11 protein-coding genes are annotated in these 12,525 nt (G+C 66.4%); 4 read left to right on the top strand and 7 right to left on the bottom strand.

The window, feature by feature from the left end; translation table 11 throughout:
• Nucleotides 1-11 precede the first annotated feature (11 nt).
• Nucleotides 12-1,208 carry a CaiB/BaiF CoA transferase family protein gene (locus I6F20_RS19510; RefSeq protein WP_225127442.1) on the bottom strand — a complete coding sequence of 399 codons (1,197 nt, stop codon included), beginning with the start codon at nt 1,206-1,208 and terminating at the stop codon, nt 12-14.
• 191 nt (nt 1,209-1,399) lie between these two features.
• Between I6F20_RS19510 and glgA the strand changes: the two genes are divergently transcribed.
• A complete protein-coding gene (gene glgA, locus I6F20_RS19515; RefSeq protein WP_057026988.1) occupies nt 1,400-2,815 on the top strand; it encodes a glycogen synthase GlgA in 1,416 nt (471 codons plus the stop codon).
• A gap of 141 nt (nt 2,816-2,956) precedes the next feature.
• Here the strand turns inward: glgA and I6F20_RS19520 are convergent, their stop codons facing one another.
• From I6F20_RS19520 to I6F20_RS19530, 3 genes are all read right to left on the bottom strand, one after another.
• A complete protein-coding gene (locus I6F20_RS19520; RefSeq protein WP_225127444.1) occupies nt 2,957-3,904 on the bottom strand; it encodes an oxygenase MpaB family protein in 948 nt (315 codons plus the stop codon).
• Between the two features lie 91 nt (nt 3,905-3,995).
• Nucleotides 3,996-5,141 (bottom strand): DUF3734 domain-containing protein, encoded by a 1,146-nt coding sequence (locus tag I6F20_RS19525; RefSeq protein ID WP_225127446.1) that lies wholly within the window; start codon nt 5,139-5,141, stop codon nt 3,996-3,998.
• A gap of 58 nt (nt 5,142-5,199) precedes the next feature.
• The gene (locus tag I6F20_RS19530; RefSeq protein ID WP_225127448.1) at nt 5,200-6,024 is read right to left on the bottom strand and encodes a 3-hydroxybutyrate dehydrogenase; all 825 of its coding nucleotides are present in this window, start codon (nt 6,022-6,024) and stop codon (nt 5,200-5,202) included.
• 180 nt (nt 6,025-6,204) lie between these two features.
• Here I6F20_RS19530 and I6F20_RS19535 point away from each other — a divergent pair, with 180 nt between their 5' ends.
• On the top strand, nt 6,205-7,092 hold the full coding sequence (locus I6F20_RS19535) for a LysR family transcriptional regulator (protein WP_225127450.1): 888 nt from the start codon (nt 6,205-6,207) through the stop codon (nt 7,090-7,092).
• 185 nt (nt 7,093-7,277) lie between these two features.
• Here the strand turns inward: I6F20_RS19535 and I6F20_RS19540 are convergent, their stop codons facing one another.
• Nucleotides 7,278-7,994 carry a peroxiredoxin-like family protein gene (locus I6F20_RS19540; RefSeq protein WP_225127451.1) on the bottom strand — a complete coding sequence of 239 codons (717 nt, stop codon included), beginning with the start codon at nt 7,992-7,994 and terminating at the stop codon, nt 7,278-7,280.
• A gap of 273 nt (nt 7,995-8,267) precedes the next feature.
• On the opposite strand from I6F20_RS19540, the gene I6F20_RS19545 reads away from it, so the two are divergent.
• Together I6F20_RS19545 and I6F20_RS19550 are read left to right on the top strand one after the other, a co-directional pair.
• The gene (locus I6F20_RS19545; RefSeq protein ID WP_225112673.1) at nt 8,268-8,747 is read left to right on the top strand and encodes a cupin domain-containing protein; all 480 of its coding nucleotides are present in this window, start codon (nt 8,268-8,270) and stop codon (nt 8,745-8,747) included.
• Nucleotides 8,748-8,968: 221 nt separating this feature from the next.
• The gene (locus I6F20_RS19550; RefSeq protein WP_225127453.1) at nt 8,969-10,171 is read left to right on the top strand and encodes an MFS transporter; all 1,203 of its coding nucleotides are present in this window, start codon (nt 8,969-8,971) and stop codon (nt 10,169-10,171) included.
• Here the strand turns inward: I6F20_RS19550 and ccoS are convergent.
• Together ccoS and I6F20_RS19560 are read right to left on the bottom strand one after the other, a co-directional pair.
• On the bottom strand, nt 10,168-10,335 hold the full coding sequence (gene ccoS / locus I6F20_RS19555) for a cbb3-type cytochrome oxidase assembly protein CcoS (protein WP_008550618.1): 168 nt from the start codon (nt 10,333-10,335) through the stop codon (nt 10,168-10,170). The genes I6F20_RS19550 and ccoS overlap by 4 nt on opposite strands.
• Nucleotides 10,335-12,524, bottom strand: coding sequence for a cation-translocating P-type ATPase (locus tag I6F20_RS19560; protein WP_225127457.1), 2,190 nt, complete (start codon nt 12,522-12,524; stop codon nt 10,335-10,337). Before I6F20_RS19560 ends, ccoS begins: the two co-directional genes overlap by 1 nt.
• Between the last annotated feature and the right edge of the window lies 1 nt (nt 12,525).

Consider the following 12,525-nt stretch of genomic DNA (forward strand, 5'->3'; position numbering starts at 1 on the left):
GGCGATGAGACTCAGGATGTCGCGGCCGTTTTGCCTGGCGGAATTGCCGTACCGTCCGCAAGGCCGATCTCCTGGCGCAACGCGTCGGTGTGCTCCCCGAGCACGGACACGGTCTTGGCCGGCGCCGTGTCAGCCCCCGACATCCGAAACGGCAGGTTGAGCACCTGGAACGAGCCGCCCTCGTCCCGCACCTCGGAGAGTGCCTGGCGGTGCGCAAGCTGCGGATCGGCCAAGGCCTCGGACACGCTGCGATAGGCCGAGGCCGGCACGCCGGCAGCGCCAAGCACGCGCAAGCACGCATCGGTCGAAAGCTGCCGCGACCAGATTTCGACGCCGTCCATCAGCTCGGCCCAGTTCGCGCGCCGCGCGGCATAGGTGGCGAAACGCGGATCGGAGACCCAGTCCGGGCGGCCGATCACCCCCATCAGGGCCTGGAACGTCTTCTCGCTGGCGATCGTGATCATGACGTAGCCGCTTGCCGTCTCGGTCGGTCCGAACATCGGGCGTGGCGGCGGCGGCACCGCGAATTGCGAGCTCTGCAGCTCGGTCAGCGTCAGCGACAGCATGGTTTCCAGCATGGAGACGTCGATGTGCTGGCCGGCGCCCGTCACGCTGCGTTGATAGAGCGCCGACGCGATCGCGCCAAAACCATAGGTCCCGGTGACGACGTCGGCGTGGTAGATACCGCAATAGTCGGGACGGTTGCGGCCCGGCTGGTAGGCGAGATGGGCCATGTCATAGCCCGAAGCCGCGTGGATCACCGGGGCGTAGGCCGGCAGCTCGGCCGAAGGGCCGGTCTGGCCATAGCCCGAGATCGAGCAGTAGATCAGCCTCGGGTTGACCTGACGCAGGCTGTCGTAGTCGAGCCGAAGGCGGCGCATCACGCCGGGACGGAAATTCTCGACCAGAATGTCCGACGTCGCGGCCAGCCGACGCACCGCCTCCTTGCCGTCCTCGGATTTGAGGTCGAGGACCACGCTCTTCTTGCCGACATTGAGCTGGCCGAACGCGGTGCTGCAGCCGTTGCGGAGGGGAGGCCGGGTCCGCATCGTCTCCCCGCCGTCGGTCTCGATTTTGATGACCTCGGCACCCATGTCGGCGAGCATCCGTGTGCAATGGGGCCCGGCGATGGTGGTCGAAAAATCCAGCACCCGCAGGCCCGCGAAGGCCTTTGTCGTCTTCCCCTCATGCTTATCTGCTAGCTGCATGCCTGCCTGCGCCCTTGAACTCGTGGAACCATCGAAGATCTTTGTTGTTGATGCGGCGACCCTAGAGGGCGGCGGCTGAGTAGGAAAGTGTTTACCGAACAGACGTGCCGCGTGGGCGGGCTTTGGATTTCCAGCACAACTGGACCCGTTCTTGCATAGCAGCAAGCGGGGTCGAAAGAGGGCGGTTGTTCTTGAGGGTCTTGTTCGTCACCACAGAGATGGACGACTTCGTTCGCGTCGGCGGATTGGGCGCCGTTTCCGCCGCCCTCCCCCGCGCACTTCGCTCCTTCGCCGATATCCGGATCATGCTGCCCGGCTATCGCGACATCATCGAGCAACTCACGCATATTCAGGTCGTTGGCCGCTGTCCCGCATTCGCGGAGATGCCGGCCTGCTCGCTCGGCCGTGCCGCGACCAAGGACGGCCTGCCGGTCTATGTGCTGTTGTGCTCGCAGCTCTACGACCGACCGGGCAACCCCTATGGCGACGAGCTCGGGCGCGATTGGCCCGACAACGACATCCGCTTCGCGCGCTTGGCCTCGGCCGCGGCTGAGCTCGCCATGGGCAAGCTGGACAAGAATTGGGCAGCAGACCTGATCCATGCCAACGACTGGCAGGCCTCGCTGGTGCCGGCCTATCTCGCCTGGCAGGGCGCCAAGCTGCCGTCCATCCTGACCATCCATAACCTCGCCTATCAGGGCCTCTTCCCGAAGGACTCGTTGCGGCGGATCGGCGCACCGGAGAGCTCCTTCCACATCGACGGCGTCGAGTTCTACGATCAGGTCTCCTTCCTCAAGGCGGGCCTCGTCTACGCCTCGCACCTCACCACGGTCAGCGGCACCTATGCGCGGGAGATCACCACGGCCGAGTTCGGCTGTGGCCTCGAGGGCCTGCTCCGCCTGCGCTCGGACGCCGCCGAGCTCACCGGCATCCTCAACGGCATCGACGAGAGCTGGGACCCGCGCTCCTGCGCCCAGCTCGCCCAGCAATTCGGCGCCGGCGACTGGGTCGGCAAGAAGGCCAACGCGGATTACGTCCGCAAGCAGTTCGGGCTGGCGGTCTCGCGCGGGCCGATGTTCGGCATCGTCGCGCGGCTCGTGCACCAGAAGGGGATCGACCTCGTGCTGTCGGCGGCGGACGAGATCGTCGATGCCGGCGGGCAGATCGTGGTCACCGGCTCCGGCGAGCCGGCGCTCGAGCAGGCCTTGATCGACGCGCACCGCCGCCGCCCCGACGCCATCGGAGTTGCGATCGGCTTCAACGACGCCCAGGCGCGGCGCATCTTTGCCGGCAGCGACTTCACCTTGATGCCGTCGCGGTTCGAGCCGTGCGGGCTCAGCCAGATGTACGCCCAGCGCTTCGGCTCGCTGCCGATCGGCCACCAGACCGGCGGCCTCGCCGAGACCATCAGCGACGGCGAGACCGGCTTCCTGTTCTCGAGGCCGTCGCGCGAGTCGTTCCTCGGCGGCGTGCGGCGCGCCTTCTCGGCCTTCATGGCCCACGACCAGCTCGACACGATGCGCCGCAGCGCCATGGGGCGCTCGTTCTCCTGGAGCATCTCGGCCGGCAGCTACAGCGCGCTGTACCGCAAGCTGGCGTCGGTGTGAGGCACCGCTGTCATTCCGGGGCGCGCCGTTTGGCGCGAGCCCGGAATCCATCGTGCGGCCGGAACGCTCGGAGAAATGGATTCCGGGTTCGCGCTCCGCGCGCCCCGGAATGACAAGCTGCAACGAGCTTGCCTCGAGTCCCTATTTCCCGCGCACATCCATCTGCGAACGGCCGATCCAGGCGCGATTAAGACACCGTGTCATCCAGTCAGGCTGCGCTTCGCCCCGCAGCCGCGCCTGCGCTTCCTGGTAGGGACCGACATAGCGCAGCCGGCCAGGCAATTTCGGATAGACGCGCCGGATCCACCGCAGCGCGTGATCGGCGGATCGGATCGCACGCGCGTCGAGCTCGAAGCCGAAGCCCGCGCGCAAGCGCTCGGGCAGCATGCTCGCGGTGAGCGCGCAATACCAGCGCGGCGGCCGCAGCCACGGGCGCGCGCCGCTGAATATCTGCGCGGCGATCTCGCGCGCCGCAGGGCCAACGGTCAGCGTCTCCGACTGCGCCATTGCCTTGGTGTAGGCGACGAAGCCGGACCAGTCCGCCGGCAAATCATCCCCCTTCAATCCGAAGAGGGCGCCGTACAGCCTGGCCTCGCTCCAATAGCGATCGCGCTCCTCCGCCGAGAGTGGCGGCAGCACCAGATCATGTACCATAAGCGCGGTCTCGACCAGCGTGGCATGGACCCAGCGCAGCGCGGGGATGTCGTTGGCGCAGTAGCGCGAGCCGGCTGCGAACGGCCCCACGGTCTCGGGCATCTCGCCGACGATCATGCTGTGACGCCGATGTAGCTGCCGGGACGACAGCAGCGCCCGGTCCAGCGAGCCGAACACCATCGTAAAGACGATGTCGAAGGTGCGATGGAAGCGGCCGATCGGATCGGCAAGGGTGCGCGAATGCTCGGCGATCGCCGCCGCCACCCAGGGATGGGCCAGTTGCAGCAGCAGCGCACGGCCGGCGCCGAGAAAGAGCACGGCCTCCCGGTCGATCTGCCAGGTCAGTGAGGCCGGACCGAATACGCCCGCGACCGGTCCCGCCGCGTTGGCACGCAGCGTATCGAGCGACTCCTCCAGATCTTTCTCAGCGACCAATTGCAAGCCTCGCGACGAAGATACGGCGACCATACTCCGGACCGCGCGCCTGCGAAATCGTCGTCGTGCAAAGCAATGACGAACAGGACCCTCATTCCGCAGCCATCGGCATCTCGTCCATATGCTCGTGCAGCACGACGCCGGCGAGCGGATCGAATTCGCCGATCCAGGGCTTTCGCGCCAGCACCGATTTCGTGTGCGCATAGCCGGCGTGCCAGCGCCGCGTGATCCCGGACGGACTGAAGTCGATATCCTTGGTATGGGTCTCGTGCTCGAGCTGAGGCGCCAGCAGCCGCACCACATGCATGCGGGTTGGACAGCCGTAGCTCGTCAGCTCCCTCACCGCGGGATCGTTGCGGTCGCTCTCGGGCAGCCGCGCCGCGAGCTGGTTAATGACGTGGCGCAGACGATGGGCCTGCTGCTGTCGCACGATCTGGCTGGCGATGCGGCTGGAATATTGCACGTCCTTGTGCCGGTTCAGCACCTCCGCCATCGTGGTCGGCTCCGGCCCGACCGGATTCCACAGATGCACGGAGAAGATCAGCGAGTTCCTGCGTGGATTGTCGTCGAACACGGCTTCGGTCGGCGTGTTCGACAGGATGCCGCCGTCCCAATAGAGCTCGCCGTCGATGCGCACGGCGGGGAAAGCCGGCGGCAGCGCGCCCGAAGCCATCACATGCTTCACCGTCAGCTCGCCGTCGCGGCTGTCGAAATAGCGCATTTCGCTGGTGCCGACATGAGCCGCACCGACCGTCAGACGCGGCGCGCAGCGGTTGGCGAGATCAAAATCGACGAGCTCGCTCAGCGTCTTCTCCAGCGGCGCGGTCGAATAATAGCCGGCGTAATCGGCGCCCAGCGGATAGGAATCGCCGGCATGGGCCAGCGGATTGGGCCGGAAGAAACCGGCAATGCCGTGGGTCACGGTCGACCAATAGGCCAGCTTCTCGTTGAAGCCGGGAAACGCGGCTCGCCAGTCCCAGACCGGCTTCTGCTCCATCCGCTTCCAGAACTCCCGCAAGCGCGCGAGCCGGTGCTCGGGCGCGTTGCCGGCGATGAGGCTTGCATTGATGGCGCCGATCGAGGTGCCGATGATCCAGTCCGGCTCGATGCCGGCTTCGTGCAAGGCCTGGTAGACCCCGGCCTGGTACGAGCCGAGCGCGCCGCCGCCCTGAAGCACGAGCACGACCTGACCCGGCAGGTCGTGCTGCTTATGCTGAGAATTGTCCTGCGTGCCCATATCTCGCTCCTGGTGAGCTTGCACTGTTCGAGTATTCGACTTGCTGCGCCGGCCCATGTCAATGCGCGGTCCAACCGCCTTCGACCGGCAGCGCAACGCCGGTGATCGAGGCCGCCGCGTCCGTCGACAGGAACACCGCGAGTGCGCCGAGCTCCTCGACCGCAACAAAGCGCTTGTTCGGCTGTTGCGCCAGCAGCACGTCGCGGATCACCTGATCGCGGGAGATGCCATGGGCCTTGGCCTGGCCGTCGATCTGCGCCTCGACCAGCGGCGTATGGACATAACCAGGGCAGATTGCGTTGCAGGTGATGCCCTGCTCCGCCGTCTCCAGCGCCGTCACCTTGGTGAGGCCGACGATGCCATGCTTGGCGGTGACATAGGCTGCCTTGAACGGCGAACCGACCAGGCCGTGCGTGGAGGCAATGTTGATGATCCGGCCGAAACCGTGCTGCCGCATTGCCGGCAAGGCCAACCGCGTGGTGTGGAAGGCCGAGGACAGGTTGATTGCGAGGATCTGGTCCCACTTCTCGACCGGAAACTGGTCGAGCGGCGCGACATGCTGGATGCCGGCGTTGTTGACCAGGATGTCCAGCCGGCCGGATTGGGCCACCGTCGCCGCGATCATCTCGGCGATCGATTTCGGCCTCGTCATGTCCGCCGGCGAATAGCTGGCCTTGACGCCGAACTCGGCGGCGATCTGCTCGCGCGTCCGGCCGATCTCGCTGGCGACACCAAGGCCATTGAGCACGATGTCGGCGCCCGAGGCGGCGAGGGCCCGCGCGATACCGAGACCGATGCCGCTGGTCGACCCGGTGACAAGCGCCACCTTGCCGGCAAGCACGCGTGATGAAGCGGACGTCTGCGTCTTGATGGGAATATTCATGATCCAGACCTCTTCTCAGCGCGACACCGCGCCAGGCTGGAGCGAAATGTGCGGGATCTCCGGGATTTGCGGAAATGCCGGTTGGCTTCCGAGTCGATACGTCCGCGCTATCGCAGGCGGGATGTCATTTTTCGCCCTGATCGGCTAGATTTCCGGTCGATTTTTGCTGGGAGCCGATCCATGGAAATGCACCAGGTCCGCTATTTCCTCGCGGTGGCGCAGCTCTTGAACTTCACGCGCGCGGCCGAGGAATGCAACGTCACGCAGCCCTCGCTGACGCGAGCGATCAAGCAGCTCGAGGCCGAGCTGGGCGGCGACCTGTTCCGCCGCGAACGCCCCGCCGCGCAATTGACTGAGCTCGGCCAGCGCATGCATCCACTCCTGAAGCAGTGCTATGACGCGGCCATCGGCGCGCGCTCGCTCGCCTCCTCGTTCAGGAGCGGAGAGATCGGTGCGCTCCGCATTGCGCTGACGCATTCGATCGACCTCGCTTTGCTGATTCCGCATCTCAACGAGATCAAGCGGCAGTTCAACCGGCTCGAATTCCGCTTTCTGCGCGGCTCGGGCCGGGAGGTCGGCGACTTCCTGAAGAAGGGCGAAGCCGAGCTCGGCATTGCGGCCGAGATCGACGAGGCCTGGGACCGGCTGGATGTCTGGCCGCTGTTCACCGAGAGCTTCGAGCTCGTCGTCGGCGATGGGCACCGGCTGGCCGGCCGCAGCTCGGTCGAACTGGACGATCTGCGATCGGAGCTGCTGCTGAGCCGAACTTTCTGCGAGCACGCGCGCCGCATCTCCGCGAGCCTGCGCGAGCACGGCATCGACATCGAACAGGGTCATGAGGTCTCGAACGAGCGCGACTTGATCGAGCTGGTCGAGGCCGAGATGGGCGTCGCCATGGTGCCGCACACCTCGCCCGTGCCGGAGCGGCTGACCCGCGCCGCGGTCACGGGGCTGGACGCCCGCCGCACCGTCAATCTCTATGGGGTCGCCGGCCGGCAACGCACCGCCGTGGGCAACGCCGTGATGCGCATGCTGCGCGGCGCCGACTGGCGCGAGATCGCGGGGTAGTCTTTACAGTGTCGACCGCCCTTCTCCTCTCCCCCTGTGGGAGAGGGTGGCTCGCCGCATAGCGGCGAGACGGGTGAGGGGTATCTCTCCGCGACTCCAATCCTCTTTTGTGATTGCGGAGGCAACCCCTCATCCTGCGCTTCGCGCCACCTTCTCCCACAAGGGGAGAAGGAAGAAAGCGTAGCTCAATTCTCCTGGCTCGCGCGCTCCAGCGCTTCGACCAGATCCTCGATCTCCATGCGCTTGCGGAAATCCGGATCGACAAAGCGGGCTTTCACGATGCCGTCGCGTCCGACCAGGAACACGGCCGGGATCGGCAGCATCCAGCCGTCATTGCCGTGGAATTTCGCCATGTCCTGATAGGACAGCAATTGCTGGATCTCGGCACCTAACCAGATCGCGAGGTCGAGCGACAGCGCATAGCCGTTGTCGAGATCCGTCAGGATCGGAAACGGCGCGCCGGATTCGGCCTTGAGCTGCCCGGTATATTCCTGCGTCTCCGGCACGATCGCGACAACCTGCGCCCCCATCGCCTTGATGCGGTCCAGCGCCTGGACCACGGCGCGGACATTGAGCCGGCAATAGGGACACCAATGGCCGCGGAAGAACATCACCGCGACGGGGCCTCCCTCCAGCAGCGAGGGCAGCGACACGAGACGGCCACCCTCGTCGGGCAGCATGAACGGCGGCATCGGGTCGCCCGGCCGCGGCGCGGTCTCGCCGCCGCCGTTGTCGCTCAATCGCGCGACCAGGCGATCGACCGCCTCGCCATAGGCCGGAAAGACCTCGCGGCTGGCATCTGCATAGGCGCGGAGCTGTTCGTTCAGCGTGCTGTCCATGTCGCGGCAGCGCTGGAACGCGAGCCTGAGCTGTTCGGCATCGGCTGGCGAGAGAGACGTCATCTTCCTGCTCCGGCTTCCTTGCGGGCGAATATTAGTTTCCCGGTTCGCCCGCCCGCAAGGGGCGACCGCAATCGGGCGTGCTGGCATCGGACGCCGGATGTTGCGAAAGCGGAAATGCCGATGCCCAATCGGTTCGATAGCTGCCGCCTATCGGCATAGCGCGGGGCTATCGCATCGAAAGCAAGCCGGCATTTCAACATGGAAAAGGTCTCGACGAAGCTCCTGCCATAGCCCGCGGCCATCAGGGCTCGCGGCCAACAGAGGAGACTTTCCATGTCTAGCCATCTCACAATGTCGCGCGTGGTTTGGACAGGCGTTGCCGTTCTCGGCGCGCTGACATTTGCGACGCCGGTTTTCGCCGGCGAATGTCCGGCCGGCAAGACCAAGCCGAATGCGCAGCCGATGGTCGACTACAAGCCTGTCGGCGTTACCGACGTGACGCTCGGCGCGATCGATCTCGGCAAGCAGCCCGCCCGTATTGAGGGCCGCGAGCTGCGCTTCCGCAAGCTGACCATCGAGCCCGGCGGCATCGTGCCCTGGCACAGCCATGACGACCGTCCGGCCCTGATCTTCGTGCAGCAGGGCGAGATCGTCGAATACGCCTCCAACTGCGTCGACCCGATCGTGCACAAGGCCGGCGACATCCGCCCCGAAGTCCACGGCACCTCGCACTGGTGGAAGAACCTCGGCAAGGAGACCGTCATTCTCTATGTCGGCGACGTCCGCAAGGATCCCAACGACCGCCATATGTAATTCCGTGCGGCCATCCTTCGAGACGCCCGCTTCAGGCGGGCTCCTCAGGATGAGGACGGAGTGTGCGGCAGCAGCCTCGGCGGCCACGATGTCGCTTAGCCTCATCCTGAGGAGACGCCACCGGGTCGGCGCAGAGCGCGGCCCGATGACAGGCTCCGCGGTCGTCTCAAAGGACGAGGCGCGCGCTCGGGGCATGCCGGGGCATGAGGGAGCGCAACGACATGACCGATCTTTCCGCATCGATCAAACCGACCGCGACGACGATGAATGCGCATTCCCCTGGCTTCGCGTTTCGCTCGCTCGTGATCGGCCTCACCGCATTCCTGACGGTCGTCGATCTCTTCGCGACGCAGGCGATCCTGCCCTCGCTGACACGGCACTACGGCGTCACACCCGCGGCAATGGGCTTTGCCGTCAATGCCAGCACCTTCGGCATGGCCGCAGCCAGCCTCGTCGTCGGCTTCTTCAGCCCGCGTATCGACCGGCGAACGGGCATCCTGCTCAGCCTGGTCCTGCTTGCGGTTCCCACCAGCCTGCTTGCTGTCGCGCCCAATCTTGCCGTCTTCACCGCGTTGCGGGTCGCGCAGGGCCTGTGCATGGCGTCCGCCTTCGCGCTCACCCTCGCCTATCTCGGCGAGCAATGCAGCGCCATGGACGCCGGCGGCGCCTTTGCCGCCTACATCACCGGCAACGTCGCCAGCAACCTCGTCGGCCGGCTGATCTCGGCCGCATTGGCCGATGGCCTCGGCCTCGCCTGGAACTTCTACTTCTTCGCGGCGCTCAATCTTACCGGCGCAGCGCTGGTCTATTTCACCGTCAACCGCGTGCGGCCGATGCATGCGATGATGCCGGCGGCTGCGCCGCTCGCCGCCACCATCGCGCATTGGCGCAATCCGCAGCTGCGCGCCTCTTTCGGCATCGGCTTCTGCATCCTGTTCGCCTTCATCGGTACCTTCACCTACGTCAATTTCGTGCTGGTGCGGCCGCCGCTGTCGCTCGGCATGATGGATCTCGGCCTCGTCTATTTCGTCTTCCTGCCGTCGATCGTCACGACGCTTCTGGCCGGCAGGGTGGCGGCCCGGCTGGGAACGCGGCCCACGATCTGGGGCGCGCTCGCTGTTGCCGGGCTCGGCCTGCCCTTGATGCTGTCGCCGCGTCTGGGCGAAGTGCTCGCCGGCATGGTCCTGGTCGGGGTCGGCACATTCTTCGCACAGGCCGCCGCGACGGGTTTCGTCGGACAGGCCGCAGCCGATAATCGCGGCATCGCCAGCGGGACCTATCTTACGTGTTACTTCTGCGGCGGACTGGTCGGTACGGCCGTGCTCGGGCGCCTGTTCGACGCTTTCGGATGGCAGGCGTGCGTATTCGGCGTGGGCGCGGCGCTCGCTGCCGCAGCCCTGCTTACATTCGCCCTGAAACGCTAGCGCTTGGCCGGCGCTTCCTGCGGCGGCTCGTCGTCGGCGATCGCGCGCCAGGCGGCGCCGTCGAGATCGTCGTACTGGCCGCTCCTGAGCGACCACAGGAAAGCGACGAGACCGGCACCTCCGAGCATCAATGCTAGCGGGACCAGGATGACCAGTATCTCCATTACACGATCTCCCGCGAGGCGCTGCGGGCGCGCAGCGAGTTCAGCATCACCAGGATCGACGATCCGCTCATGGCGGCAGCGGCGATCAGGGGCGTCACGACGCCGCTGATCGCAACCGGCACCGCGAGCACATTGTAGCCGATCGCAAGCCAGAGGTTCTGCCGCATCAAATGCAGCGCCTTGCGCGAGGCGTCGATGGCGGCGACGACGGGAGCCAGCGGCCGGCCGAGGAAGACGAGATCGGCGGTGGCCTGGCTGAGATGCGCGGCCGAGATCGGCGACATCGAGACATGGGCCGCCGCGAGCGATGGCGCATCGTTCATGCCGTCGCCGACCATCAGCACTTTCGCACCGCGCCGTTTCAGCTCCTCGATCCGCGCGATCTTGTCGGCCGGGGTGACGCCGGCGCGCCACTCGGGGATGTCGAGCGATTGAGCCGCGGCCTTCACGGCCGGCTCGCGATCGCCGGACAGGATCTCGATGCCGATGTTGCGCGCCTTCAGAGCCGCGATCACCGCCTTGGCATCGGGTCGCAGGCCCTGGCGAACCGAGAGGATGAATTTTTCGCTGCCCTTGCTGAACGCGACGATGGAAGCTTCGGGATCGACCAAGGCGCTGGCGACCAGCGCCTCGGCACCGCAGAAGGAGGGACGGCCGAGGCGAAGCTCGAGGCCGTCGACGGTCGCACGGACACCCTGCCCGGCCTCCTCCACTGCACTGAGGATCGGAGACTTCGCACCGGCAGCTTGCGCGACGGCGGCAGCCACCGGGTGATGGCTCGACAGTGCGAGCCGGCCGGCGAGTTCGAAGACATCGGTGGGAATGTCGGCGGCATTCATCACTTCGAGCTCGGGCAGCGTCAGCGTGCCGGTCTTGTCAAAGATCACATGGTCGGCTTCAGCCAGCCGCTCGATCGCATCGCCCGCATTGAGCAGAACACCGGCCTTGAACATCGCGCCCGAGGCCACCGTCTGCACCGTCGGGATCGCAAGCCCTAGGGCGCAGGGACAGGTGATGATCAGCACGGCGACGCCGGTCACGATCGCATCGTGCCAGCTCGCACCGGCGAGGACCCATCCGAGAATGGTCAGGAGCGCGGTCGCATGCACCACCGGCGCATAGAGCCGCGAGGCCCGGTCGGCAAGGCGCATGTAGCGCGAGCGCGCCTGGAGCGCGTTGTCGAGCAGCCGCGTGATCTCGGCGAGCAGCGTCGCCTCGGAGGCAGCCGAGACCCGCACCCGCAAGCTGCCGGAGATGTTCATCGATCCCGCATAGACCGGCGTGCCCTGCTCGGCCGTGACATAGAGCGTCTCGCCGGTGATCAGGCTCTGGTCGATCTCGGAACGCCCTTCGATCACGGTGCCGTCGACCGCGCAGCGCTCGCCGGGCCGGAGCAGCACGATGTCGCCCGGGTTGATCGCCGCAACCGGCACCTGCGAGATCTCGTCGGGCCCGATGAACTTCGCTGCCGTCTCCGCCTTCAGCGCGGCGAGATTGCCGGCGACCGCGCGGGTCCGCCGCCGCATGTTCTGATCGAGGAAGCGGCCGACCAGGAGGAAGGTCAGCAGCATGATCGCGGCGTCGAAATAGGCATGCTCGGCGTGGTGGATGGTCTCGACCACGGACATGCCGAGCGCCAGGATCACGCCGATCGAAATCGGCACGTCCATGTTGGTGGTCTTGGCCGACAGAGCGCGCCAGGCCGAGCGAAAGAACGGCTGGCCGGCATAGGCCGCCGCCGGCAGCGCGATCAGCGCCGACAGCCAGTGGAAGAAATCGCGCTGCTCCGGCAGCATGTCCGAGACGTTGCCGGACCACACTGGGATCGACAGCATCATCACGTTCATGGTGGCGAACGCGGCGACCCCGAGGCAGCGCAGCAGGAAGCGGGATTCGGCGACCTCGGCCACTTCCGCACTCTCGGTCTCGAACGGATAGGCCTTGTAGCCGAGCTCCTCGAGCCGATCGATGAAGCGGCCGGGGTCGAGCGTACCCGCCTTCCATTCCAGCGCAACGCGGCGGTCGGTGAGGTTGACGCGGGCCAGCGTGACGTCCGGGATGGCCGAGAGCCCACGCTCGATCTTGGCCATGCAGCCGGCGCAGTGGACGCCCTCGACGGCGAGATCGATGTGACGGCGGCCCTCGCCCGCATCGCGGACGTAGTGAGAGAAATCGCGCGTGACCTGCATG

The organism is Bradyrhizobium sp. IC3123 (assembly GCF_020193625.1).
In the GTDB taxonomy this organism is placed as follows: domain Bacteria; phylum Pseudomonadota; class Alphaproteobacteria; order Rhizobiales; family Xanthobacteraceae; genus Bradyrhizobium; species Bradyrhizobium yuanmingense.